The organism is Salinivibrio sp. EAGSL (assembly GCF_013366455.1).
GTDB lineage: Bacteria > Pseudomonadota > Gammaproteobacteria > Enterobacterales > Vibrionaceae > Salinivibrio > Salinivibrio costicola.
Genome location: NZ_JABWMG010000019.1, coordinates 26,259 through 50,854 on the forward strand (window position 1 = coordinate 26,259; position 24,596 = coordinate 50,854).

Below are 24,596 nucleotides of genomic sequence, written 5' to 3' on the forward strand. Positions count from 1 at the left end.
ATGGAACTTAAAGATGTACTTTCAGTGGACTGCACGCGTAGTGCTGTCCACTGCTCCAGCAAAAAACGCGCCCTGGAAATTATTAGTCAGGTTGCTGCGGATAAACTGGGCACTAACGCGCAAAAATTGTTTGAATGCATGCTAAGCCGTGAAAAACTCGGCACCACAGGCATTGGCGCGGGGATTGCTATCCCACATGGGCGAACACTTGAGAGCCAACAGGCTATCGGGGTGTTGTTGCAATGTGCGGAACCTATCGAGTTTGATGCAGTTGATAAACGTCCGGTGGATTTGCTATTCGCGTTACTGGTACCCGATGAGCAATGTAAGGTGCACTTACAAACCCTTTCGAGCATTGCGGAGAAGCTGAACGATAAACAGCTATGTCGTCAACTTCGCAGTGCTGACTCAGACCAAGAGCTCTACAACATTATTACGCAATAAGCCATCAGGCTAACGGGGAACATTATGATGCTAAAAATTGTCAGTGGCCGCTCTGGCTCAGGCAAGTCAGTGGCGCTAAGGGTACTCGAGGATCTTGGCTACTATTGCGTCGACAATTTACCCGTTAACTTACTGCGTGACTTTGTCGTGTCACAAGATGACGCCGACGCCAAAATCGCGGTGAGTTTAGATATCCGTAACCTTCCGAATGCGAAAGAGCCGATCGCGGATACCTTAGAGGCATTACGACAAGTCTGCGATGTGACACTTTATTATTTGGATGCGGATGACAAGGATCTGATCAAACGATTCAGTGAAACACGGCGTTTGCATCCGTTATCGCGACATAATTTGTCACTTGAGCAAGCGATCCAAGCTGAAAAGCAACAGATGGCACCGATAAAAGCTCATGCCGATCGCGTTATCAACACATCCGGGCTCTCTATCCACGATTTGAGTGAATCTGTGCGTGCCTTGGTGCTTGGCCGCACCAGCAGCGATCTTGTCATGGTGTTTGAATCGTTCGGCTTCAAGCATGGCTTGCCCGCCGATGCCGATTATGTGTTTGATGTTCGCTTTTTACCCAACCCGCATTGGGAGCCCACGTTGCGCCCCCATACTGGCTTAGAAAAACCCGTCCGCATGTTTCTTGCCGCTCAGCCAGATGTCGCAATGGTGATCGCGCAAATTAAGGGCTTTTTAGAGTCTTGGCTCCCGGCGCTTAAAAATAACAACCGCAGTTATGTGACCGTAGCAATCGGCTGTACCGGTGGTAAACATCGCTCTGTCTATGTTGCCCAGTATTTATCTGATTATTTTTATGAGTTAGGCGAACAGGTGCAAATCCGTCATCGCACGTTGGAGCAACAAGGATGACCGCCTTGTCAGCACAGGTCTGTGTCCGTAATCGCCTTGGCCTCCATGCCCGCGCCGCGATAAAGCTAGTTGAGTTAGTGCAAGACTATGATGCGCAAGTCACCCTACAAACCGACACTAAGTCCGCTAATGCAGACAGTGTGATGGCGATGCTGATGCTCGAATCAGCACAAGGCGAAACGATCACAGTGTCGGCCGATGGCCCCCAGTCAGCGTTAGCCCTAGATGCAGTCAAAGCGTTATTTGATGCGGGATTTGACGAAGACACGGTCACCTCTCACGCCACGACGTAAGCCTGTGCGTTCATTGCCCACAATTCCCGCCTTCAACCGATTTGTCATGAGACAGACACCCCTGATTGGGTTAGAATTTTAGTCATTGCATTTGGGGGAGTGACCGATGGCAGAGTCAACAGAACAAGAACAAAGTAACCAAACCCACCAACGTCTCCAAGAAGTCACTCAACTCCTTGAGCAAGGGATGTTCGTACGCGTACGTCGCATGCTTGAGGACATGGAGCCGGAAGATACCGCCCACCTGCTAGAAGCATCGCCGCCAAAAGGGCGTCTTGTTCTGTGGCAATTAACCGATCCAGAGGATCAGGGGGAAATCCTTGATGAGCTCTCGGAGGACGTTAAAGACGGTATCATGGTGCGGATGGCGCCCGATCAGCTTGCGGCAGCCACCGAGGGCATGGAGACCGATGATGTCGCCTACTTGCTGCGTAGCTTGCCTCAGGACGTTTCTCAAGATGTGCTAGCGCAAATGGATTCCCAAGATAGGACGCGGGTGCAACAAGCCCTTTCCTATCCTGAGGAGTCTGCAGGCGGGATCATGAACACCGACGTCGTCACTATTCGTGATGATGTCACCGTGGACGTGGTCTTACGCTATTTGCGCATGCGCGGTGAGTTACCCGATACCACCGATACCTTGTACGTGATTGATCCCAATGGCCGATTAATCGGTAATTTGCCTATCAGTGCCCTCTTGGTGAATCAGCCGGATGTCGCCATTGCTGACATCATGGAGGATCCTGATGAAGCGATCAGCGTCACCATGGATGATGGCGATGTCGCCCATTTGTTTGAGCGTCGTAACTGGGTTTCCGCCCCTGTTGTCGACGAGCGTAATCACCTCGTCGGTCGGATTACCATTGATGATGTCGTCGATATTATTCGTGAAGATGCCGAGCATTCGATGATGAGTATGGCAGGCTTGGATGACGAGGAAGACACCTTTGCACCGGCTTTTAAAAGTGCACGTCGTCGTAGCATTTGGCTTGGGATCAATGTGCTCGCCGCCCTAACCGCGGCGTCCGTCTCTAATATGTTTGAAGGCACCCTGGATAAAATGGCGGCAATCGCCGTTTTAATGACCATCGTCCCTTCTATGGGTGGTGTAGCGGGTAACCAAACGGTCGCACTGGTGATCCGAGGGCTTGCCGTCGGCCATATCGGTGATTCCAACACCCGCTGGTTACTGGCCAAAGAAGCCACCGTGGGGTTGATGAACGGGCTGATTTGGTCCGCTATTATTGGTGGCATTGTGGTGGTTTGGAAAGGCAGTATTGAGTTAGGGTTAATTATTTCCGGTGCAATGCTGGTCAACCTATTTATCGCGGGCATTGCTGGGGTCGCAATACCGACATTGCTGAAAAAATACAATATCGATCCGGCGTTAGCGGGCGGCATGGCGCTCACCACCATCACCGATGTGGTCGGCTTGCTTGCCTTTTTAGGCTTGGCGACGCTGTTTATTACTTAACGCAGATAAGGTTAATCGGCCACGATGTGTGGGGTTGGTCCACGAGAAAAATCACGACAATAAACCCAAAAAAAGGCGAGCCACTGGCTCGCCTTTTTGTTATTACACTAAACCGCTGCTGTGCTAAACAGCTGTTACGCTTAACCGCTGTCCGCTAAACAGGTATCACTTTATTCGTCCAAGAAGCTGCGCAGTGTTTCTGAGCGGCTTGGATGACGAAGTTTACGTAGCGCTTTCGCCTCAATCTGACGAATACGCTCACGAGTCACATCAAACTGTTTACCCACTTCTTCCAGCGTATGGTCAGTATTCATTTCAATACCAAAGCGCATACGCAGTACTTTCGCTTCGCGTGGCGTAAGACCGGCTAAGACATCATTGGTTGCCATCTTAAGGTTGTTCGACGTCGCCGAATCCATAGGCAGTTCCAACGTGGTGTCTTCGATAAAATCACCTAAGTGTGAATCTTCATCATCACCAATCGGTGTTTCCATCGAGATCGGCTCTTTGGCAATTTTCAGCACTTTGCGGATTTTATCTTCTGGCATCAGCATCCGCTCTGCCAATTCTTCCGGTAACGGCTCGCGGCCCATTTCCTGCAGCATTTGGCGCGAAATACGGTTGAGCTTGTTGATGGTCTCAATCATATGCACCGGAATACGAATGGTCCGTGCTTGGTCTGCAATCGAGCGTGTGATCGCCTGACGAATCCACCAAGTAGCATAGGTTGAGAATTTATAACCACGGCGGTATTCGAACTTATCCACCGCTTTCATCAAGCCAATGTTACCTTCTTGAATCAGATCCAAGAATTGTAAGCCACGGTTGGTGTATTTTTTCGCAATCGAAATCACCAAACGCAAGTTCGCCTCAACCATTTCTTTCTTGGCACGGCGTGCTTTCGCTTCACCAATGGACATGCGACGGCTAATATCTTTGATACGCTCGACCGACAGGCCAGTTTCGTCTTCGATAATTTTTAGCTTCTGCACACAACGGCGTAGATCTTCTTCGTAACGTGCGACACGCTCTGCGTAAGGCTTGCCTGAATTAAGTGCTTGGTCAATCCATGCATCTGACGACTCGTTACCGCCAAACAGTTGCACAAAGGTTTTCTTCGGCATTTTCGCCTGATCGACACAAAGACGCATCACCAAACGCTCTTGGGTGCGAACCTTGTCCATGGTCTGACGCATGTCTTTTACCAAACGATCAAACTGTTTGGGGATCAGACGGAACTGTTTAAATGTCTCAGACAATTCTTCGATCGATGATTTAGTGCGGTCGTCATAACGCCCGTACTTCTGAATCGCGGTTTCCATTGCCGAATAAGTACGACGCAATTCGCTGAACTTTTCACGTGCGAGCTCAGGATCGATACCGACATCTTCCTCACTCTCATCGTCTTCGTCGCTATCGTCTTTGTCGTCGTCTTCATCTTCGTCATCCAGCTCTTTTTCACTGAGTTCGGAGCCGATATGGGTCGCGGTCGGGGCGACATTGTCCTGTTCGGGATCGATAAATCCCGAAATGATGTCGGTTAAGCGAAGCTCTTCGGCTTCAACTTTGTCGAATTGATCAAGCAGTGAAGCAATCGAGGCCGGATATTCCGCCACCGAACACTGCACCTGATTGATGCCATCTTCGATACGCTTGGCAATATCGATCTCGCCCTCACGGGTCAACAGCTCGACTGTCCCCATTTCACGCATGTACATGCGAACGGGATCCGTGGTGCGACCAATCTCGCTCTCCACACTCGATAGAGCTGCCGCCGCGGCTTCTGCTGCATCTTCGTCGGCCACGGTTTCTGACATCATTAACTCATCGGCATCTGGCGCGGCTTCCACCACTTGAATGCCCATGTCATTAATCATCTGAATGATGTCTTCTATTTGGTCGGAATCGACAATGTCTTCCGGGAGGTGGTCATTAACTTCGGCATAGGTCAGATAGCCTTGCTCCTTGCCTTTTGCGACAAGCAACTTTAGCTGTGACTGCGGATTTTGATCCATAGACGATATCCAACTTCGGGTCTGAGTGAAGAATTTAGTATGCGGAAACGCAAACCGCCAATTTTAACAAATGTCACCTTTGCTGGCTACTTTCTAAACGGACTGGCTCTGTATAAGAAGCATCAGTTCCCGCTTCTCTTCGACTGATAAGCCGACGGTATTTGACTTCGCTTGCAACTTGGCTATTTGTTGTTCGACACACTGGGCGAGTATTCTATCCAGTGAATCGCAAAAAAGTTCTGACGCATTTTCATCGTCAACATGTAGGTCCCAGCCAGCCAAACGGGCTAACAAGGCTTCTTGTTTGGTTCCCCGCCAGTGCTCTAGCAACTGGCCGGTAGTGATATGGGGGCGCTGTCGACAGATCTCAAGGATCGGGTTTAACAACGCTAACCCGGGTAAATCAATGGTGTCTGCCGAGGGTAACGGCGGCACTTCTTGACCAAGCATGGGGTACTGCACCAATAAGGCAATCACCTCACGCATGGGTGTACGCTTAATGTCAGGCTGACCATGGACCTTAACAGGTTGTCCTTGCCGGCTGATTAGCGTATCCAACTGGTGATCATCCATAATACCGAGCTTTTGCCCTAACGTATTACGTAAATAAAGACGCAACGTATCACCCGGCACTTTCTCAATCAGTGGCACGGCTAAGTTAGCTAGCTTGGCTTTGCCCTCTCGGCTACTGGTATCCACCTGCTTGAGCAAGGTATTAAACATAAAGGTCGATAAGCTTTGCGCCTCGCTTAAGCGCTGCTCAAAACCTTCTTTCCCTTCTTGGCGGATCATGGAGTCAGGATCATCGCCATCGGGCAAAAACATAAACTTCAGCTGCCGACCATCATGAATATAAGGCAGGGCTTGCTCCATCGCACGCCATGCCGCATCACGACCGGCACGATCACCATCGTAGCAACACAGTATAGTACTGGTTTGCCGGAACAGGGTTTGAATATGTTCACCTGTGGTAGAGGTCCCCAATGAGGCAACCGCATAGTCAACGCCAAATTGCGCCAACGCCACCACATCCATGTAGCCTTCAACCACCAAAATACGTTCGGGGTGGCGGTAAGACTGCATCACCTCATACAAACCATACAACTCACGACCTTTATGAAAGATCGGGGTTTCAGGTGAGTTAAGGTATTTAGGCGTGCCATCTCCCAATACCCGGCCACCAAAACCAATCACACGACCACGTCGATCGCGAATCGGGAACATAATGCGGCCACGAAAACGGTCATAAGTATGGCCATTGTCATTTTCAATCAGCATCCCTGCCGTTAACAGTTGCTGCTGATCGGCTTGGCTGCGCCCAAAACGTCGCTTAATCGTATCCCATTGGTCAGGAACGAACCCGACACCAAACTGTTTTACCACTTCTCCGGATAATCCGCGCTGTTTGAGATAATCGATGGCCACTTGCCCAGCATCGGTGCGTAATTCACCGCTGTAGGTACGCGCAATGGCTTCCATCATCTCGTAGATTTGGCGCTTATCATCACTTGGCATGCTGGGCCGTGCGGAACCACCCGACGATTGCTCGCGAGGTACCTCTAAACCCAGACCACTGGCTAGCTCTTCGATCGCTTCCGGAAATTCGAGCCGTTCGAATTCCATCATAAAGTCAATCGCATTACCGTGCACACCACATCCGAAGCAGTGATAAAACTGCTTATCCTGGCTCACACTGAATGAGGGGGTTTTCTCGTTATGGAACGGGCAACAGGCACTATAGTTTTTGCCTTTTTTCTTGAGCTTGACCCGTGCATCTATGATCTCAACGATGTCGAGACGTGAAAGCAAGTCATCAATGAATGCGCGCGGGATTCTGCCTGCCATAACCTGAAATTTATAAGGAGAGAAGCAAACAAGCCGCGCCGTCCATAATGGAAAGCACGGCTTGTTATAAAGTGAGGAATATCTAGCCTAGGTGCGCTTTAACACGCTGGCTTACTTTCCCCATATCAGCACGGCCCTGCACTTGGGGTTTTAATACCCCCATGACGTTGCCCATGTCTTGCATTGACGAAGCACCCGTTGTTTCAACGGCTGCTTTCACCAATGCGTCGACGTCGTCATCGCTCAGAGGCTGGGGTAGAAATTCTTCTATCACCGCGATCTCAGCAAGCTCTACATCGGCAAGGTCGTCACGACCGGCTGCTTGGTACTGGGCTACGGAATCACGGCGCTGCTTTACATTTTTGGTCAACACAGCCAGGATTTCATCATCGCTTAGCGACTGACGTGTATCCACTTCTTGCTGCTTGATTGCTGCCATTACCAGACGAAGCGTACCGAGGCGCGCTTTGTCTTTTTGTTTCATCGCCGTTTTTTGCGCGTCTTTTAGACGTTCAAGCAATTCCATAGCATTTTCCTGAATCTATCGTTATTAGTACATACGTACGCGGCGTTGGTTTTCGCGTGCCAACTTTTTCAGGTGACGCTTTTGAGCAGCGGCTTTAGCGCGTTTGCGAACGGTAGTTGGCTTTTCATAGTTCTCACGACGGCGAACTTCAGAAAGAATACCTGCTTTTTCACAAGAGCGCTTAAAGCGACGCAGTGCTACGTCAAATGGTTCGTTTTCACGTACTTTAACTACTGGCATGTGCCTTTCACCTCGGGGGTTGTCAGTTACTGCTGGCGAACAATTGGCCAGCCTTGATTAAAAATGGTGCGAAATTCTAATCCGAAGAAGGGGTGAATGTAAAGCGCATCTAGCGAATTACTTCTAAGCCATGTAAGATTGCGCGCACGGTCAGTCTATTCTGACCCTCTCTTCTCCGCTTCGATCATCACATTATATCATGTGGGCAATGATCTTAAATACACAATCTATCGGCTGTTAACCTGAGGTTATGATGCGCATTTTAGGCATAGAGACATCTTGTGACGAAACCGGCGTTGCGATCTACGACGATCAGGCAGGGCTTTTGTCACACCAACTTTACAGTCAGGTAAAACTGCATGCCGATTATGGCGGCGTTGTTCCCGAGCTGGCCTCACGCGATCATGTCAAAAAGACCTTGCCCTTAATTAAAGCGGCCATGGCGCAAGCGAACCTTACGCCCGACCAACTCGATGGCATCGCCTATACTGCCGGCCCAGGTTTAGTCGGTGCGTTACTGGTTGGATCCACCATTGGCCGCAGTCTTGCGTATGCATGGCAAGTGCCCGCCGTGGGTGTTCACCATATGGAAGGTCATTTACTCGCGCCCATGCTTGAAGACAATCCGCCCGCTTTTCCTTTTGTCGCCTTGCTGGTGTCAGGCGGCCACACCTTATTGGTAGAGGTGAAAGGCATTGGCCAATACCGTATTTTAGGTGAATCGATTGATGATGCTGCCGGTGAGGCGTTTGATAAAACCGCGAAACTGATGAATCTCGATTACCCGGGTGGCCCATTACTGTCTAAACTCGCCGAAAAAGGCACCCATGGCCGCTTTACCTTTCCGCGCCCGATGACTGACCGCCCAGGGTTAGATTTCAGCTTTTCCGGCCTCAAGACCTTCGCGGCCAACACCATTGCCGCCAACGACACCGATGATCAAACACGAGCAGACATTGCCTATGCATTCCAAGATGCAGTCGTCGATACGCTGGCGATTAAGTGTAAACGCGCCTTAGACCAATGTGGCCTGAATCGTTTGGTGGTTGCTGGTGGAGTCAGTGCTAATCGTTATCTACGTGAAAAGCTCGATGTGCTGACCAAAAAACGTGGCGGCGATGTATTCTATCCTCGCCCTGAATTTTGCACCGATAATGGCGCGATGATCGCCTACGCGGGCATGCAACGACTTAAAAACGGTGAGCATATGGGACTCGGAGTTAAAGCTCAGCCTCGTTGGCCACTAGACACACTCGCGGCTGTTGATAGTGAACAGACAGACTCATGACATGACGCGATAACCCGTGGCGTATCAATACGTCGCACCCTAATAAGTCGCACCATCGCGAAAATAGTGCAATCATCCCCAAAAGGCAGCCATCGGCTGTCTTTTTTGATTTAGGCACGGTGGTATCTCGCTCGGTGCATCGCGCTCGGTGCATCGCGCTCGGTGTATCGCGCTCTATCGCTCTCGCCGCCACCAACGAAGTAAAACAGGCTTTTCTTCTCCATCCAATAACCGTCGGATATTGTCGTAATGGCGAAATAAAATCAGGCAAGAAAGCATGGCTACGGGCATGGTAAATTGCGGCTTAATCCACCAGGTAAACAGCGGGGCGACAATCGCGGTGACGATCGCGCTTAATGACGAATAGCCGGTTAAGACCAAGACTAGCCCCCAGGTGGCGACCAGCAATCCAGTGAGACTTAACCCGATCGGTGCCATTGCGCCGAGCGCGGTAGCAACCCCTTTCCCGCCTCGAAAATGAAAAAACACCGGATAAATATGACCAAGGCATGCAGCAATCGCGATTAGCCCCAATAAAAAAGGATTGATCCCGATTAAGTAACTAAGCCACACCGGGATCGTGCCTTTGAGCATGTCGCATAACAGCACCAGTGCCGCCGCAAACCGTCCACCGAGCCGATAAACATTGGTCGCGCCTGGATTTTTAGACCCCTGATCTCTGGGATCGGGTAAGCCAAAGGCACGACAAACCAGGACGGCACTAGAAACAGAGCCGAGTAAGTAGGCAGTGATGATGATGGCAATGGCCAGTGCAGTCATGTGAAATCCCTAGAGTTTGTGCCGCATTCGTTGCTATAGTGCGCCCACGTTCATCGATAAACCTATCATGGATCGGAACGTATCACGTATCCATCTGTCAATGGACACATCCAATGATACGAACTTTCTTACCACAGTGGTATCCGACCTGTCACGGAGTGTGAAAAAACATGGATTCCGTATTCATAGAACAACTCGACGTGTACACCACTATCGGTGTTTACGATTGGGAACAAACCATCCAGCAAAAGTTGGTGTTCGATATTGAAATGGCGCACGACAATCGCCCTGCGGCCCAACAGGATGACGTCACCCTTGCGCTTGATTATGCTAGCGTCAGTGACGCCGTTATTGCCCACGTTCAAGCCAGCCGCTGCGCACTCATCGAGCGCGTCGCCGAAGAGGTTGCGAGCCTGATCCAATCTCAATTTGGCGTGCCTTGGGTGAAAATCCGCGTCGCCAAACCCGGCGCTGTGGCGCCCGCACAGTCTGTAGGCGTTGTTATAGAGCGAGGCACACGGTGACACAAGCATTAGTCAGTATCGGCTCGAACATTGAGCGCGATTTTCATATTGAAGCGGCCGTTCACGCTCTGCGTCAACTCGATCCACAGTGTCGGTTTTCTCGCATTTTTGAAGCCGAGCCGGTCGGGTTTGAAGGCCCTAACTTTTATAATCTCATTGCCGAACTTCATACCACCCAGCCATTAGAGACCTTTTGGCAGGCCATCCGCGATATCGAACGGCAGCATGGCCGTCAGCGTGATGACATTAAGTATCGCGATCGTACCTTGGATATCGACTTACTCACCTTTGGTGATCACTGTCAACCCAGTGGCCCTACCTTACCCCGCAACGATATCTATAAATTTGCTTTTACCCTTTGGCCGCTCGCCGAACTGTGTCCAACACAAGCGGTGCCGGGAGATGGTCGTACCTTCGCTCAACTTTGGCAGGCATTTGACCAGCACCAACCACTATGGCCTATTGATACGCCGGCCTATTTGAAGGATCAATCATCATCATGAGCCTATTCGAAGCCTTCTTTTTAGCCTTGATTCAGGGACTGACTGAGTTTCTTCCCATTTCCAGCTCCGCGCACCTGATCCTTCCTTCCCAGTTATTTGGTTGGGCCGATCAAGGGTTAGCGTTTGATGTGGCCGTGCATGTGGGCACGTTGGCGGCAGTCATCGGCTATTTTCGCCGTGAAGTCCGGAATTTACTCGGCGCGTTTTTCGCATCCTTAGCAGGAAAACACAGCCGCGATAGTCAATTAGCTTGGATGATCGTCTTAGCGACTATCCCAGCTTGTCTTGCCGGGCTGTTCCTAAAAGACTTGATAGAATTGTACTTACGCTCGGTATGGGTGATCGCAGCCACTACCTTGGTATTTGGCGCCCTATTGTGGTGGGCCGATCGTCACGCGCGGCTTGCCAATGACGAATACCAAACCACCCAGTCGCGGGCATGGTTGATTGGTATCGCACAAGCGCTGGCATTAATCCCAGGGACATCTCGCTCTGGCGCGACCATCACCGCCGCCTTAATGCTGGGCTACACACGCGAAGCCGCAGCACGATTCTCGTTTTTGATGTCGATTCCGATCATCACTCTGGCGGGTTCCTACCTTGGTTTGCAACTGGCAACGAGTCCTGAGCCGGTTGCGTTAGAGCCAATCGGTGTGGGCGTGTTGGTTTCGTTTGTCAGTGCATATGCCTGTATCCACGCGTTTTTGAAATTGGTCACGCGCGTGGGAATGCTTCCTTTTGTTATCTATCGTCTGGTACTCGGCGCGGTCTTAATCGCTTTTATCGCCGGATAAAACAGGCACCGCTGAGTAAAATAGGCGGCACTGCTGAGTAAAAAAAACCAAGCACGAGAGCGCTCGTGCTTGGTTTATTTTTTGCCTCGGCTTTTTTACCTCGTCCTAATTGCAGCGCTACGTCCTGATTGCAGAGGGTCGTGGTCGAGTGGCAAAAACACCTTACTCGCCAGCCACCTTCATTGAATCAATAATGATCGACCCGGTTTGAATCTGACTACGGGTTTCAATGTCAGTGCCGATGGCGACGATATTGGCAAACATGTCATTCAAGTTACCAGCAATGGTGATCCCACTGACTGGGTACTGTATTTCGCCCTTTTCCACCCAAAAACCAGCGGCACCGCGTGAGTAATCGCCGGTGACTGGGTTAACACCTTGCCCCATCAGTTCGGTAACCAGCAATCCGGTTCCTAATGTTTTAAGCATGGTATCCGTATCTTGGCCCGTGTGGCTCACGTACCAGTTATGAATCCCGCCGGCATGACCTGTGGGTGCCATATCTAGCTTACGGGCGGCATAACTGGTCGCTAGGTAGGTTTTCAAGATCCCTTGCTCAATAATGCGTCTGTCTTGTGTGATCACCCCTTCGCTATCAAATGGCGCACTGGCGGCCCCTTTACGCACATGGGGCAATTCATTAATAGTGAGCCAATGCGGAAATATCTGCTCGTCCTTTTTGTCTAATAAGAACGAGGATTTGCGGTACAGTGCCGATCCGCTAATCGCCATGACCAAATGACCAAACAACCCCGTTGCGACACTACGATCGAACATCACGGGCACTTGGCATGTCGAGACACTGCGCGGGTTCAAACGGGCAACCGCATGCTTGGCCGCTTCAACCCCGACAAATGCAGGGGTCCATAAATCGGCTTTGTCACGCGCCACTGTGTAGCTCATGTCACGCTCCATGCCGCCCTCGCTTTGCGCAATCACCGAGCAGCTTAGCGCCTGTTGACTTGACGGATAGCTCCCGAGCATACCGTGGCTATTGCCATATACTCGGATCCCATAGTGACTGTCATAGCTGGCACCATCACTGAACTTGATCCGGCTGTCATGATTCAGGGCTGCTTGCTCAGCTTCAATCGCCAATGCAGCGGCGGTATCCGGTTCGGGCTCATCCGGATAAAACAAGTCCAAATCCGGGTAGTCGAACGCCATCAAGTCTTTCGGCGCCGGACCACCAAAGGGATCGGGCGAGGTATAGCTCGCGATTTCTAACGCGGCTTCGACCGTTTTAGCTATCGCTTTTTCAGATAAATCGGTGGTGGAGGCGCTGCCTTTACGCTGATCGCGATACACGGTGATGCCGAGCGCACCATCTTGATTAAATTCAACGTTTTCGACTTCGCCCATTCGCGAGCTTACACTGATGCCGGTACTTTTGGTGATAGCGACTTCGGCTTGATCACTTCGCACCGACGCCATATCTAGCGCACGACTTACCGCTTGGCGAAGCTGCTGCTCTTGTTCAGCGACCTGTTGTTTCACACTCATAGTTGACCTTTTTGATTCGCATTCGAGTTCGACATCGTGAGCTCAGCGAGGCTATGATAAAAAAGCCCGCGTTTGGGCGCGTTTCTTGTTAACATACGTGTCATTGCACATTCTCACTGAGGTTGAACATGGGCCGTAAAAATAAACCCGCTCCCTGGGAGGAAGAGGAAGAAATCATCTGGGTCAGCAAGTCCGAGATGAAGCGCGATATGCTTGCTTTACAATCGCTCGGCGAAGCGCTGGTTAAACTCAAACCCGCGGTATTAGAAAAATTCCCGCTTGATGACAACTTGCTCTCTGCGATTCTCGACGCACAACGTTTAAAAAACGAAGCCCGTCGACGCCAGCTCCAGTACGTGGGCAAATTGATGCGATCGCGCGATCCTGAACCGATACAAGCGGCGCTCGATAAGTTGCAGAACAAACATGCTCAACATAGCATGGCGCTACAAAAAATTGAGCAGCTACGCGATCGTATTATCGATCAGGGCGATAGTGCGATTAGTGATGCGCTCTTACAGTATCCTGATGCTGACCGTCAGCGTTTACGCCAGTTGGCACGTCAGGCTCAAAAAGAGCAACAGCAAAATAAGCCGCCCAAGGCCTATCGCGAGATCTTCCAATATCTCAAAGGCTTTTACGACCAAAGCCTATAAACAATACGCCAGTGCCTCGCACTGGCGTAGATTGGTTAAGATTCGGTGCCACCGACAGTCATCGCATCTAATTTCAATGTCGGTTGCCCAACACCAACAGGCACGCTTTGCCCGGCTTTCCCGCAAACCCCAACGCCAGGATCAATCGCCAGATCATTGCCCACCATCGATACCTGCTGCATGGCTTCAACACCACTGCCAATTAAGGTCGCGCCTTTCACCGGAGTAGTGATTTCACCCTTTTCAATCAGATAAGCTTCTGACGTGGAGAATACAAATTTCCCCGAGGTGATATCGACCTGCCCGCCGCCAAAGTTCGGCGCATATAAGCCTCGCTCAACACTGGCAATGATCGATTCAGGGGTACTGTCTCCACCTAACATATAGGTATTGGTCATGCGTGGCATCGGCAAGTGTGCATAAGACTCGCGACGACCATTCCCGGTGGGCGCCACACCCATGAGTTTGGCATTATGCTTATCTTGCATATAGCCTTTGAGTACGCCATTTTCGACCAATACATTGTACTGGCCTGGCACCCCTTCATCATCGATACTCAACGAGCCGCGACGATCATTCATGGTGCCGTCATCAACGATAGTACACAGAGGAGAGGTTACTTGCTCACCAAGGCTACCGGTAAATACCGATGACTCTTTGCGGTTAAAGTCCCCTTCTAACCCGTGACCGACCGCTTCATGCAGCAACACGCCCGGCCAACCTGCGCCCAACACCACGGGCATCGTCCCTGCTGGTGCCGCGTCTGCACGAAGATTGACCAGCGCGAGACGGATAGCTTCATCAGCAAATTGCAACGCGCGCGACTTACCCGCCTGCTCGTGCAAAAAGACCTCGTAACCATAGCGGCCACCGCCACCAGCACTGCCGCGCTCACGACGACCATCTTGCTCAACTAACACTGAGACCGATAAGCGCACCAAAGGACGAATGTCGGCACCATAGGTACCGTCCGTCGCTGCAATCAGCACTTGCTCATACAAGCCGTTTAAACTGGCATTCACTTCTTTGACGCGTGGCTCTTTAGCACGAATATAGCTATCGATTTCTTTTAATAAATCAATTTTCTGCTCACGCGTCAGGCTTCCCAGCGGATCAATGGGCCCATAGTAAGGGGTCGCTTGGACGGCACGAAAGGCGCTGACCTTACCGTGTCCACCCACAGGTGCAATGCCCCGCGCCGCAGTCGCACTTTGCATCAGCGCATCAATGGTAAGTTGATCAGAATACGCGAAGCCGGTTTTTTCTCCGCTAATTGCTCTGACACCAACACCACGGTCGATATTAAAGGAGCCGTCTTTAATAATGCTGTCTTCCAGCGCTAACGATTCATGCCAAGTGGATTGGAAGAAAATATCGCCATAGTCAATCTGGCGACCGCTTAAGTGCGCCAGCGTCGCATGAAGCTGCGACTCACTCACGCCCGCCGGGCGCAGTAAGGTTTCTTCGACCTGTTCCAGACTCATTCGCTTACTCTTGGTTGTGGCCGCCGAGCTGGCAGCCGAAAGAAAAAGATAACGCGCCGAGGGTGCGCTATTTCAGTTGGCTTTGCAACCGGGTATGAGACAGTACGGGCATCTTGCCCCGAATGGATTCACTGACACTAAAATCAAGCTCTGCCCACGTCACCCCGGGTTCACGCCCCAGGGATGTGACCACTTGCCCCCAGGGATCAATAATCATCGAGTGCCCCCAGGTTTGCCGCCCTTTACTGTGCTCGCCACACTGGCCTGCGGCAATAATCCAACACTGGGTTTCAATTGCCCGAGCGCGTAGCAGCGGCTCCCAATGCGCTTGACCGGTCACGCGGGTAAAAGCTGCCGGCACGGTGATGACATCGGCCCCTTGCGCGCGTAGCGCTTGGTACAAAGGCGCGAACCGTAGATCGTAACAAATGCTCAACCCTAGGCAACCGAAGGGCGTATTCACCGTCGACAGTTGGTCGCCCGCGGCAAAGTAATCTGACTCTCGATACCGGCCATGCGCATCAGCCACCTCGACATCAAACAAATGTAATTTATCGTAGCTGCCCCGAAGATGCCCGGCATTATCGAACACTAAACTGGTACTGCTCAGCAGCCCGTTGTCATTTTGGATGGGAAAAGCGCCCACCACTAACCAAAGGTCGTACTGGTGCGCCAGCTCGGCAAGCTGTTGCTGTAACGGGCCATGGCCCAATCGTTCAGCATGACGTTGATAATCACGTTTCCCGCCAAACACTAACGCATTTTCTGGGGTCAGCACCAGTTTCACGCCTTGATCACTAAGTCGGTGCAAACTGGCTTGCAGTGTCTTCATGTTATGGGCGGGATCGGCACTGGATGTCATTTGGATAACACCGGCTTTCATCATGCTCACTCCTTGGCTTTTTCTGCCTGCTCGCGCAATCGTTCAGTCGCTTCGGGGGGAAGGGCTAACGCTTCTTGGTTACGCGACACTTCCCGAATATCTGGTGTGCCAATCGAACCTGTCACCTGGTAGCGTACTTGGGTAAACACATCCATCACCGGAGAAATTGCTGTCGTCACCGCGAGTACATACAGCGCGGTTTGCGGCGTAACCGCAAAGGCACTTAATACCGGGATCCCTGAGGTAATATCCGGCGTAAAACGCACATCCGCATTGACTTGGTTTTCCACTAAATTGGCAATACCTTTGATAACCATATCACCGGCAATGCCATCCATGCGGATATTATCGGTGACCAAGACGCCATTTGTGATCACGGCCCGCCCCGTGATGTCATCAAACGCCAGCCCATCGTCAAACACGCCCGAGAAATCGAGCTGAATTTTACGCAAAATAGAATCTAAGCTAAATAACCCTAACAATTTGCCCGCGCCACCAACACCACTGATATAACCGTCTTGGATATCCGCACTTACCTCGCCATTGAGGCTGGATATATCAGCTTGCCAAGGTAAACCGGCATAATTCAGTGCGGCTTGGGTGGTAAAGCTTGCATCTTGGATCCCACCACTGACGCCAAATCGTCCCATGAGATCCGAGGTACTTTCGCCACCCAGTGCTAACGTCAATGCGGTTTGATGGCGCCCTTGTTTATCTATCCGCCAATGCCCATTGACCGCTGCATGGTTATTGCCGCTTTTTACCGTCAGTGACGACAGTGTTAGCTGCTGATCGTGTTTATTGACAACGGCCTCGACACGTCCCAGTCGATACCCTTCTAACCAAAGATCATCAATCGTAAGGCGTGATGGTGGAATGGCGGCCAGTAAGGCTTTGTCTGCAGCCGTGGCTTGGGGATCCACAGGCTGAAAGAGTGGTGCGTCGGTAGGTTGGGTCTGGTCGGACGGCTGTCGATTGATATGCCAGTGATCAATATCGACAGCTAAACGACCTTCTATTGGCCAGTTTGCTTGTCCGCTGAGCTCCTGACTGCCGACCAGCACATGCCATCCCTTCGCTTTTTGACGCGCGGCCACTGATAAGTCATGAAAAGCGAGCTTCCCGGCCGAGAGTTGATCGACTTTGACATTCACACGTTGCGGTATCGGTAAGCCAGGGTATTGATGTTGCCGATCCGGCCATGCTTGCCGCACGTGTTTCCACACTGCGTGCCACGCGTCTACATCCAAGCGTGCAAGTGCCAGATCAAAGCGATGACCGCGAGTGGCGAGGAGTGTGGGTTGTTTATCGCCAACTTGCCACTGACTGGACACAAATTCTGGGGTCGCACCTTGGGTATTAATTCGTGCTTGATAATTCACATTTGGCAACTGTACGCGCCCCGTTAACCCTTCACGGTTACCGCTTGCTTCTATATGCGCCTGCCCTTTTTGCCAACGCGGTTTGTGAAGCGGCGCAGGCAGCGTTGATTGCAGTGGTGTCGTATCGACATCAATGCCGAGCTGGTAGTCAAACCCCGTATCATGAAGGGTAAGATCGAGCCCAGCCTGCCAACGTGCGCCTCCAGAAAGGTAAGGCTTGAGCGGCAGCGATAACTGGTTCAGCAATGGCACTATATCCCAATCCGCCTCGATACCTACATCCAACTGATAGCCGGCAGAGGCAGCTTCGCCCGCAAGATCTAGGTTGATAGCTTGCCCCAGCCACTGAGCACTCATCGATTGGGCCGTGATGCCATCGTCGTCAAACGCCAGTGCCCCCGAGACATTGTCCAAGGCCATAGCAGGCGTTTGAATCCTGACTTGGTTACCCGCAAAGTCCACCTTGCCGCTTGCATGAGGTTGCTCACCATCAATCGGGATCGATAAACCTAACTGCGCATTGACTAATCCGTCGACGTTGATATGGGTTAAGGCGGCACCGACCGTATCCACTAATGGGGTGGCCAGCATATAGCGGTGCACCGCGTCTCCTGTCGCCGAGAGCGAGGCCTTGAGTTCAAGGCGACTGTCTGCCTCGGTCATGTCGACAATGTTTGCCTGAACCTGACGACTGACGGCATCGTTTAAGCGAACATGATCACCCTCAATCGTCAGGCCTGCGTTGTCGAACAAGAGTGTCGCATCAAGCTCTGTCAGCGTCGGCCAGGCGGTATCAAAGCTAAATGCCCCATTGCGCAGCGGCACTTTGGCTTGAAAAATGCCATCATGCTCACGGTATGGAAAACTATCTAGGGCACCAAACCAAAGGATTTCACTACCCTCGGCTTGGCCTCCTTGAATGGCACGTGATAAATATCCGGTCAATGATTCAGGCAGGGCGCGCGTTGGCAAATAACGCCACGTTTGTCCGGCATCGGTCACATCGGCATGGGCGTAAAGCGCAAGAAATGGCGCCCCCTGCTTGGGAATATCAAGACGAAAGGCGCCGGTTCCGTGAACATCTGCACTGGTGACCGCTGCCTTTTCGCTCCAAATCGATACGCCTTGGCTCGTCGGTTGCCAATTGAGGGTGAGCTGACCTTGTTCAAGTGGCAAAGGCGCTTGAAAAAAGTCGCCGTATGGCAGCGACTGCGCGCCAAGTTCAAGCTGTGCCTGACCACGTCCTCCCTCGCCAGATAGGGTAGCATTTAAGCCATGAAACGCCGGGAAATACCCCCAGCGTTCGGCCGACACCTCGGTCAGTGTCGCTTGATAGCGTAGCGGCGTTGTCGGTTTTTTGCTCAATGCGAGGGATTCAACCTGGCCCGCCGGTGCCAGCGCGGCCGCTATACGGTGCTGTTGTTCCGACTGACTGACCAAGCCGAGCAAAGGCTGTAATAAGGCAATATCCAGGTCGGCCGCATTGAGACGCCAACGCTCGTTCGTTCCTTGCCATGACAGCCGAGAAATCGCAGGGGCTGTGGTGGCATTTTGCTTCACCCATATTCCGTCCGTATCCACGCGCCACGCACGTTTGCCTTCTGCGGTCAGTTGGACTTGGCTATCTTTCACCGCCCAGGTTTTTGCCTCTTCCGCGCTGTCATGCCATTTAAGCGCGAGATCATCAATCGATAACAACGCATCACGGGGTTGGCCGCGTTCCACGCGCACCCAAGCTTGGGCATCTAAACGCGCCGCATCAATGGTCACTGAGGGCGTTAATGTTTGCGTGAGCCACGGCGCGAGATCCATCGCTTCACTGGCAAGATAAAAATCGCCAGTCAGGGTGTCGACGCCGTGGGTTTCAGTAAAAGCGGCTTTAACACGTACGGCTTCTAGCTGGGTGCCTTTCACCCCAATTCGCGCTTGTACCTGATGTTGTCCTGCTTGATTACGCCAAAAGAGATCCTTGAGGGTTAATACTTCTGTTTCAAGCGATGGGGTCACCAGGATGACTTTGGCGTTCGGTATCGAGAATTGGCCCAAACGAGCAAGGAAGAGATCTTCAAGCCGGGCACGCACATTGGTACCCGTGTCTTTTTCTGGCAACTGACCGGTATCCAGCACCAGGCCATCGAGTGTTACATGAGAAAAAACCGGTTGCCAACGCATCAGTGTTGCGGAGACATCAAGCTGTAAATCAATATGCTGAGCCGTCAAAAGCGCCGAACCATTATCGCTCGTCGCTAGAGAGACATTTTTTAATGTCAGTGAAGGGGTCAAATTACGCCACTGCCCGGCGATGCCCTCAAGTTGCGCACTGAACCCCGTCTGCTCAGACACCCATTGCCGTAACGGCGCTTGCAAAAGCTCAACATTGGGCAATAGAAAGCGCAAACCGCCTATCAATAAGGCGGTGATGACTATCATGCTGATCACGCTGGTCATTAACCAGCTGACACTTTTTCTTACCCAAGCCATGGCTTACATCATTACTACGTCAAACTGTTCTTGTGTATACAAAGGCTCTGACTTCACTTTGACTTGCTTACTAATAAATATTTCCAATTCAGCCACAAGGTGAGAGTCTTCACCCGCAAGGGCTTCAATGACTGCCGGCGCGGCATAGACAACAAACTTATCCGCATCATAGGTACGATTGACCCGAGTGATTTCTCGCAGCACCTCATAACAGACGGTTTCCACGGTTTTGACCGAGCCACGCCCGTCACACGTCGGACACCCGCCACACAGCACGTGTTCGATGCTTTCTCGTGTCCGCTTACGGGTCATTTCGACCAAGCCTAACTGGGTAAAGCCATTAATGTTGGTTTTTACTCTGTCTTGGCTCAATGCCTGCTCAAGCGAGTGCAGCACGCGACGGCGATGCTCATCCGTGCTCATATCGATAAAGTCGATAATGATGATCCCGCCCAGATTTCTCATCCGAAGCTGGCGTGCAATAGCGCGAGTGGCTTCAATGTTGGTATTAAAAATGGTTTCATCGAGGTTGCGGCGTCCAACAAAGGCGCCGGTATTAATGTCGATGGTGGTCATCGCTTCCGTCTGGTCGATGATCAGGTAGCCGCCCGATTTTAGCTGTACTTTACGCTCTAACGATCGTTGAATTTCGTTTTCCGTGTCATACATATCAAAGATGGGCGCTTGTCCGTCGTAATACGCCAACTTATCGGCTAATTCAGGCACAAATTCGGCGGTAAATTCTTGTAGCTTTTCATAGGCCTGTTTGGAATCGACCCGAATCAAGTCTAACTCAGTGCCAACAAAGTCACGGACAATGCGCTGCGCCAACGCAAGCTCGCCATACAGCATGGACTTGGTTTTATATCGGGCGCGTCGCTCTAATACCTTGTTCCATAATCGCTTTAAAAAGGCGGCATCTTGCGCCATTTCATTATCTGTTGCGCCCTCAGCGGCCGTGCGAATAATAAAGCCACCCAGCTCGTCACAATACTCACTGACGATGCTTTTTAGGCGTTTGCGCTCATATTCGCTCTCGATCCGTTGCGATACGCCCACATGGGCAGCGCCAGGCATGAAAACCAGATAGCGCGAGGGCAAGGTAATGTCAGTGGTTAAACGCGCGCCTTTTGTGCCTAGCGGATCTTTCACCACCTGCACCACAATATCTTGCCCTTGACGGACAAGTTCGGAGATATCGCGAACTTGAAATTGCTGTTTCTCGTTTTCTGATACGCATTCGGTATGAGGAACAATATCAGAGGCGTGTAAAAACGCGGCCTTCTCTAAGCCAATATCGACAAAGGCTGCCTGCATTCCAGGCAAAACACGACTGACCTTACCTTTGTAGATATTGCCTACAATTCCGCGTTTCGCTTCACGTTCTATGTGAATTTCTTGGAGGTTGCCCCCCTCTACCATCGCCACCCTCGTTTCACTGGGTGTGACGTTTATTAACAGTTCCGCACTCATGGTTTCCCCGATGTCTCAAAAGTGGGGCCTAGCGCCACTCGTTGGTGCGCTCAGACCGAAAATTGTTTGAGCAGTTGCTCGGTTTCATACAGTGGCAAACCAACGACGGCGTGATAGCTTCCATCGATACGGGTCACAAACTTACCGCCCAATCCTTGAATCGCGTATGCACCGGCTTTATCCGCGGGTTCCCCCGACTGCCAATAAGCATCAATCATCTTATCCGTCAGTGAACAAAACCAGACTTTGGTGGTGACAACGGTGGTGACTTGCTTGATGGCATTTGCCACTGTCACGGCCGTCATCACTTGATGCTCTCGCCCAGACAGCTGTTTAAGCATCCGGGTTGCATCGGCTTGATCTATCGGCTTTTCCAGTACTTGGTCACCATCAACCACAATGGTATCCGCGCCAAGTACCGGGATGTGCCCACCCGTTTGTATCACGCCGGCTCGCGCTTTATCTTGCGACAAGCGTGAGACATAGGCATAGGGCGATTCGCTCGCGTTTTGTTTTTCCTCTACATCGATGACGACACGGGAAAAGTTGACGCCCATTTCGGTGAGTAGTTCATGGCGTCGAGGCGATCCCGAGGCCAGGTATAAATCACAATGCATAGTCCCTCGCTAACGAATGGCAAACCGACGGCGTAACCGGCGCAATAGTAAGAACACCCAGGGCCACAGTATGAAGTTAAGCACACCCGCCCAAAGCTGTTCAGGATTAAACTGTACGTTAGAGACTAAATACTCCGCCCAGAACTCGATCAATTTTCCAGCCAAGGTCAGTAAAGACAGTAAAAGCGCTTGGTGCCAATAGGACATATTGCGCAGTAATTGAAAATTAAGCGCGACAATATATATCAAAATGGCCATGGTCATCCCCCGAACGCCCAAGGTGGAGCCCAACATCAGATCCCATAACAACCCGACTACTAACGCTGTCCCCACATTCACTCGATGTGGCAACGCCAGAACCCAGTAAAATGCGACGAGCAAGACCCAAGAAGGACGAAAAGGCGCCAGTTCACCGGGCCAAGGAGCGGCCTGCAAAATCAACGCAACCATGAAGGAGAGCCAAATAACCAATTGGCCACGAAATGTCACATTTGCCATTATGGTGATTCTCCCTCGCTACCTGACGACGGCGCAGAGTCAGATGACGGGTTTTCTTGCTCAGATGACGATTGACTCATAGGCCGATCGGAGGGCGCATTATCGGCTTTTTCTGGGGTTGGCCAGACTAAAAGAAGATAACGTAACCGATCGAATTTTACTGCGGTTGTCGCGGTGACTTGCGCAAAGGGACGTTTATTATCAAACGAGAATTCTGTCACCGTGCCCACTGGATAGCCTTCAGGAAAGACGCCGCCAAGCCCGGATGTCACTAATTTATCGCCCACTTTAATATCCGTACTACTCGGAATATTATCCAAACCGATATAGGCGGTGGTCCCACGGCCAGACGCTATCACGCGAATATCATTGCGCATCACTTGAACTGGCACCGCATGAGTAGGATCAGTGAGTAACAAGACACGGCTATTATGCGCACCGACATAAGCAACCTGTCCGACGACCCCGTGTTCATTGATCACTGGCTGCCCTTCATACACACCATTGGTGCGTCCTTTATCGAGCATCACTTGGTGTTTATAGGGATCAGAATCGACCGCCATCACTTCGGCGACCATTTTTCGTTCATCACGAATAAACGACGATCCGAGTAGCTCACGTAAGCGTTGATTCTCGCGCTCTGTCTGTGCCAATAGAAGCTGATCACTTTCGAGCTGCAACACTTGTTTGCGTAAGGCGCGATTTTCAGCCACTACACGTTGATGAGCGCGAAACTGCATCACTAATTCATCAAGGGTGTCACGAGGCACATTCGATGCATACTGAAGCGGTGCAACCAAGGTGTTGAGGAAATAGCGGACCCCGGCAAAAGCATCAAGACGACTATCAGCCAGCATAAGGCTGACTGATAGTAGAAGCGCGAAAAACAGGCGTAATTGCAGAGACGGTCCTCTGCCAAACATAGGTTTCATAATGAAAACAACCTGTTTGTTGGCACAGTCACGTTAATCTTCGCTAAAAAGATCGCCGCCATGCATATCGATCATCTCAAGCGCTTTACCCCCACCCCGTGCAACACAGGTCAGTGGATCTTCCGCCACAACCACCGGAATCCCCGTTTCTTCGGTCAGTAAACGATCGAGATCGCGCAGAAGAGCGCCGCCGCCGGTAATCACCATGCCGCGTTCGGAGATATCGGACGCAAGCTCTGGTGGGCACTGCTCTAACGCCACCATCACTGCCGAAACGATACCGCTCAGCGGCTCTTGTAGCGCTTCCAAGATTTCGTTGGAGTTTAGCGTAAAGCTACGTGGCACACCTTCAGCAAGGTTACGACCGCGAACTTCAATTTCGCGCACTTCATCGCCCGGATAGGCTGAACCAATCTCGTGCTTAATGCGCTCTGCCGTCGCTTCACCAATCAAGCTGCCATAGTTACGGCGAACATAATTGATAATGGACTCGTCAAAACGGTCACCACCAATACGCACTGATGAGGAATAAACCACACCATTAAGCGAGATGACCGCCACTTCGGTGGTACCACCACCGATATCAATCACCATCGAACCGGTCGCCTCGGAAACCGGCAGGCCAGCGCCAATCGCCGCGGCCATCGGTTCGTCAATCAGATAAACTTCACGCGCACCCGCGCCCACGGCTGATTCGCGAATAGCACGGCGTTCAACTTGGGTAGAACCACAAGGCACCGCCACTAGCACTCGTGGGCTCGGACGCATGTAGCTATGATCATGCACAGACTTAATAAAGTGCTGTAACATTTTTTCGGTGACATAAAAGTCAGCAATGACGCCGTCTTTCATCGGGCGGATCGCGGCAATATTACCTGGCGTTCTACCCAGCATTTGCTTCGCATCATGACCCACAGCAGCCACACTCTTAGCAGAACCCGCGCGGTCTTGACGAATAGCGACAACAGACGGCTCATCCAGAACAATGCCCTGTTCTTTTACATAAATCAGTGTATTGGCGGTTCCCAAATCAATCGATAGATCGTTGGAAAACATCCCGCGAAGTTTCTTAAACATGATGGTCA

22 protein-coding genes and 1 pseudogene are annotated in these 24,596 nt (G+C 51.5%); 9 read left to right on the forward strand and 14 right to left on the reverse strand.

Translation table 11 applies throughout. The features are described 5' to 3' along the window. The 4 genes from ptsN to mgtE all read left to right on the forward strand — a co-directional run bounded on the left by ptsN (position 1) and on the right by mgtE (position 3,087). Positions 1 to 444: a PTS IIA-like nitrogen regulatory protein PtsN gene (ptsN, locus tag HLG76_RS12085; protein ID WP_077645737.1), complete on the forward strand. Its 444-nt coding sequence runs from the start codon at positions 1 to 3 to the stop codon at positions 442 to 444. A gap of 24 nt (positions 445 to 468) precedes the next feature. Beyond that, the gene (rapZ, locus tag HLG76_RS12090) at positions 469 to 1,320 is read left to right on the forward strand and encodes an RNase adapter RapZ (RefSeq protein ID WP_175993734.1); all 852 of its coding nucleotides are present in this window, start codon (positions 469 to 471) and stop codon (positions 1,318 to 1,320) included. Continuing rightward, entirely contained in the window at positions 1,317 to 1,613 is a 297-nt protein-coding gene (locus HLG76_RS12095) for an HPr family phosphocarrier protein (RefSeq protein ID WP_077459902.1), read from the forward strand. Before rapZ ends, HLG76_RS12095 begins: the two co-directional genes overlap by 4 nt. A gap of 106 nt (positions 1,614 to 1,719) precedes the next feature. After that, a complete protein-coding gene (mgtE, locus tag HLG76_RS12100; protein WP_077669450.1) occupies positions 1,720 to 3,087 on the forward strand; it encodes a magnesium transporter in 1,368 nt (455 codons plus the stop codon). Positions 3,088 to 3,257: 170 nt separating this feature from the next. Here mgtE and rpoD read toward each other — a convergent pair. The 4 genes and pseudogenes from rpoD to rpsU all read right to left on the reverse strand — a co-directional run. Continuing rightward, positions 3,258 to 5,114: pseudogene (rpoD, locus tag HLG76_RS12105) on the reverse strand (RNA polymerase sigma factor RpoD); the annotation flags it as partial. An 81-nt stretch (positions 5,115 to 5,195) separates the two neighbouring features. Further along, the gene (dnaG, locus tag HLG76_RS12110; RefSeq protein ID WP_021022683.1) at positions 5,196 to 6,947 is read right to left on the reverse strand and encodes a DNA primase; all 1,752 of its coding nucleotides are present in this window, start codon (positions 6,945 to 6,947) and stop codon (positions 5,196 to 5,198) included. Between the two features lie 82 nt (positions 6,948 to 7,029). Beyond that, a complete protein-coding gene (locus HLG76_RS12115; protein WP_021022684.1) occupies positions 7,030 to 7,473 on the reverse strand; it encodes a GatB/YqeY domain-containing protein in 444 nt (147 codons plus the stop codon). A gap of 24 nt (positions 7,474 to 7,497) precedes the next feature. Next, positions 7,498 to 7,713 carry a 30S ribosomal protein S21 gene (rpsU, locus tag HLG76_RS12120; RefSeq protein ID WP_021022685.1) on the reverse strand — a complete coding sequence of 72 codons (216 nt, stop codon included), beginning with the start codon at positions 7,711 to 7,713 and terminating at the stop codon, positions 7,498 to 7,500. Positions 7,714 to 7,966: 253 nt separating this feature from the next. Between rpsU and tsaD the strand changes: the two genes are divergently transcribed. Continuing rightward, positions 7,967 to 9,001, forward strand: a complete 1,035-nt coding sequence (tsaD, locus tag HLG76_RS12125) for a tRNA (adenosine(37)-N6)-threonylcarbamoyltransferase complex transferase subunit TsaD (protein WP_021022686.1) — start codon at positions 7,967 to 7,969, stop codon at positions 8,999 to 9,001. 174 nt (positions 9,002 to 9,175) lie between these two features. Here the strand turns inward: tsaD and plsY are convergent, their stop codons facing one another. Beyond that, a complete protein-coding gene (plsY, locus tag HLG76_RS12130; protein ID WP_175993735.1) occupies positions 9,176 to 9,781 on the reverse strand; it encodes a glycerol-3-phosphate 1-O-acyltransferase PlsY in 606 nt (201 codons plus the stop codon). Positions 9,782 to 9,951: 170 nt separating this feature from the next. On the opposite strand from plsY, the gene folB reads away from it, so the two are divergent. Genes folB through HLG76_RS12145 form a run of 3 tightly spaced genes read left to right on the forward strand, consistent with a single transcriptional unit; the run spans position 9,952 to position 11,602 of the window. Next, positions 9,952 to 10,305 carry a dihydroneopterin aldolase gene (gene folB, locus HLG76_RS12135; protein ID WP_021022688.1) on the forward strand — a complete coding sequence of 118 codons (354 nt, stop codon included), beginning with the start codon at positions 9,952 to 9,954 and terminating at the stop codon, positions 10,303 to 10,305. Then, positions 10,302 to 10,808 (forward strand): 2-amino-4-hydroxy-6-hydroxymethyldihydropteridine diphosphokinase, encoded by a 507-nt coding sequence (gene folK, locus HLG76_RS12140; RefSeq protein ID WP_175993736.1) that lies wholly within the window; start codon positions 10,302 to 10,304, stop codon positions 10,806 to 10,808. Before folB ends, folK begins: the two co-directional genes overlap by 4 nt. After that, the gene (locus HLG76_RS12145) at positions 10,805 to 11,602 is read left to right on the forward strand and encodes an undecaprenyl-diphosphate phosphatase (protein ID WP_077679102.1); all 798 of its coding nucleotides are present in this window, start codon (positions 10,805 to 10,807) and stop codon (positions 11,600 to 11,602) included. Before folK ends, HLG76_RS12145 begins: the two co-directional genes overlap by 4 nt. A gap of 162 nt (positions 11,603 to 11,764) precedes the next feature. Here the strand turns inward: HLG76_RS12145 and pmbA are convergent, their stop codons facing one another. Then, positions 11,765 to 13,105, reverse strand: a complete 1,341-nt coding sequence (gene pmbA, locus HLG76_RS12150; RefSeq protein WP_175993737.1) for a metalloprotease PmbA — start codon at positions 13,103 to 13,105, stop codon at positions 11,765 to 11,767. A 128-nt stretch (positions 13,106 to 13,233) separates the two neighbouring features. On the opposite strand from pmbA, the gene yjgA reads away from it, so the two are divergent. Further along, a complete protein-coding gene (yjgA, locus tag HLG76_RS12155; RefSeq protein WP_021022692.1) occupies positions 13,234 to 13,761 on the forward strand; it encodes a ribosome biogenesis factor YjgA in 528 nt (175 codons plus the stop codon). A gap of 35 nt (positions 13,762 to 13,796) precedes the next feature. Here the strand turns inward: yjgA and tldD are convergent, their stop codons facing one another. The 8 genes from tldD to HLG76_RS12195 all read right to left on the reverse strand — a co-directional run bounded on the left by tldD (position 13,797) and on the right by HLG76_RS12195 (position 24,588). Next, positions 13,797 to 15,245 (reverse strand): metalloprotease TldD, encoded by a 1,449-nt coding sequence (gene tldD, locus HLG76_RS12160; RefSeq protein ID WP_021022693.1) that lies wholly within the window; start codon positions 15,243 to 15,245, stop codon positions 13,797 to 13,799. 67 nt (positions 15,246 to 15,312) lie between these two features. After that, the gene (locus HLG76_RS12165; RefSeq protein WP_077459906.1) at positions 15,313 to 16,131 is read right to left on the reverse strand and encodes a carbon-nitrogen hydrolase family protein; all 819 of its coding nucleotides are present in this window, start codon (positions 16,129 to 16,131) and stop codon (positions 15,313 to 15,315) included. A gap of 2 nt (positions 16,132 to 16,133) precedes the next feature. After that, positions 16,134 to 19,991, reverse strand: a complete 3,858-nt coding sequence (locus HLG76_RS12170; RefSeq protein ID WP_175993738.1) for a YhdP family protein — start codon at positions 19,989 to 19,991, stop codon at positions 16,134 to 16,136. 3 nt (positions 19,992 to 19,994) lie between these two features. Beyond that, a complete protein-coding gene (rng, locus tag HLG76_RS12175; protein ID WP_077773526.1) occupies positions 19,995 to 21,464 on the reverse strand; it encodes a ribonuclease G in 1,470 nt (489 codons plus the stop codon). 50 nt (positions 21,465 to 21,514) lie between these two features. After that, positions 21,515 to 22,081, reverse strand: coding sequence for a nucleoside triphosphate pyrophosphatase (locus tag HLG76_RS12180; RefSeq protein WP_021022697.1), 567 nt, complete (start codon positions 22,079 to 22,081; stop codon positions 21,515 to 21,517). Between the two features lie 9 nt (positions 22,082 to 22,090). Further along, positions 22,091 to 22,579, reverse strand: coding sequence for a rod shape-determining protein MreD (gene mreD / locus HLG76_RS12185; RefSeq protein ID WP_021022698.1), 489 nt, complete (start codon positions 22,577 to 22,579; stop codon positions 22,091 to 22,093). Next, positions 22,579 to 23,511, reverse strand: a complete 933-nt coding sequence (mreC, locus tag HLG76_RS12190) for a rod shape-determining protein MreC (protein ID WP_077576252.1) — start codon at positions 23,509 to 23,511, stop codon at positions 22,579 to 22,581. The genes mreD and mreC overlap by 1 nt, the downstream gene beginning before the upstream one ends. Positions 23,512 to 23,544: 33 nt before the next feature. Continuing rightward, complete coding sequence (locus HLG76_RS12195) at positions 23,545 to 24,588, reverse strand: rod shape-determining protein (protein ID WP_077459908.1); 1,044 nt, start codon at positions 24,586 to 24,588, stop codon at positions 23,545 to 23,547. Between the last annotated feature and the right edge of the window lie 8 nt (positions 24,589 to 24,596).

Coding starts and splice junctions, on each gene's coding strand:
- yjgA (WP_021022692.1), top strand. CDS start 13,234: ATGGGCCGTAAAAATAAACCCGCTCCCTGGGAGGAAGAGGAAGAAATC.
- HLG76_RS12115 (WP_021022684.1), bottom strand. CDS start 7,473: ATGGAATTGCTTGAACGTCTAAAAGACGCGCAAAAAACGGCGATGAAA.
- HLG76_RS12195 (WP_077459908.1), bottom strand. CDS start 24,588: ATGTTTAAGAAACTTCGCGGGATGTTTTCCAACGATCTATCGATTGAT.
- mgtE (WP_077669450.1), top strand. CDS start 1,720: ATGGCAGAGTCAACAGAACAAGAACAAAGTAACCAAACCCACCAACGT.
- pmbA (WP_175993737.1), bottom strand. CDS start 13,105: ATGAGTGTGAAACAACAGGTCGCTGAACAAGAGCAGCAGCTTCGCCAA.
- folB (WP_021022688.1), top strand. CDS start 9,952: ATGGATTCCGTATTCATAGAACAACTCGACGTGTACACCACTATCGGT.
- HLG76_RS12180 (WP_021022697.1), bottom strand. CDS start 22,081: ATGCATTGTGATTTATACCTGGCCTCGGGATCGCCTCGACGCCATGAA.
- dnaG (WP_021022683.1), bottom strand. CDS start 6,947: ATGGCAGGCAGAATCCCGCGCGCATTCATTGATGACTTGCTTTCACGT.
- rng (WP_077773526.1), bottom strand. CDS start 21,464: ATGAGTGCGGAACTGTTAATAAACGTCACACCCAGTGAAACGAGGGTG.
- rpsU (WP_021022685.1), bottom strand. CDS start 7,713: ATGCCAGTAGTTAAAGTACGTGAAAACGAACCATTTGACGTAGCACTG.
- HLG76_RS12170 (WP_175993738.1), bottom strand. CDS start 19,991: ATGGCTTGGGTAAGAAAAAGTGTCAGCTGGTTAATGACCAGCGTGATC.
- rapZ (WP_175993734.1), top strand. CDS start 469: ATGATGCTAAAAATTGTCAGTGGCCGCTCTGGCTCAGGCAAGTCAGTG.
- HLG76_RS12165 (WP_077459906.1), bottom strand. CDS start 16,131: ATGATGAAAGCCGGTGTTATCCAAATGACATCCAGTGCCGATCCCGCC.
- ptsN (WP_077645737.1), top strand. CDS start 1: ATGGAACTTAAAGATGTACTTTCAGTGGACTGCACGCGTAGTGCTGTC.
- mreC (WP_077576252.1), bottom strand. CDS start 23,511: ATGAAACCTATGTTTGGCAGAGGACCGTCTCTGCAATTACGCCTGTTT.
- plsY (WP_175993735.1), bottom strand. CDS start 9,781: ATGACTGCACTGGCCATTGCCATCATCATCACTGCCTACTTACTCGGC.
- HLG76_RS12095 (WP_077459902.1), top strand. CDS start 1,317: ATGACCGCCTTGTCAGCACAGGTCTGTGTCCGTAATCGCCTTGGCCTC.
- mreD (WP_021022698.1), bottom strand. CDS start 22,579: ATGGCAAATGTGACATTTCGTGGCCAATTGGTTATTTGGCTCTCCTTC.
- tsaD (WP_021022686.1), top strand. CDS start 7,967: ATGCGCATTTTAGGCATAGAGACATCTTGTGACGAAACCGGCGTTGCG.
- HLG76_RS12145 (WP_077679102.1), top strand. CDS start 10,805: ATGAGCCTATTCGAAGCCTTCTTTTTAGCCTTGATTCAGGGACTGACT.
- tldD (WP_021022693.1), bottom strand. CDS start 15,245: ATGAGTCTGGAACAGGTCGAAGAAACCTTACTGCGCCCGGCGGGCGTG.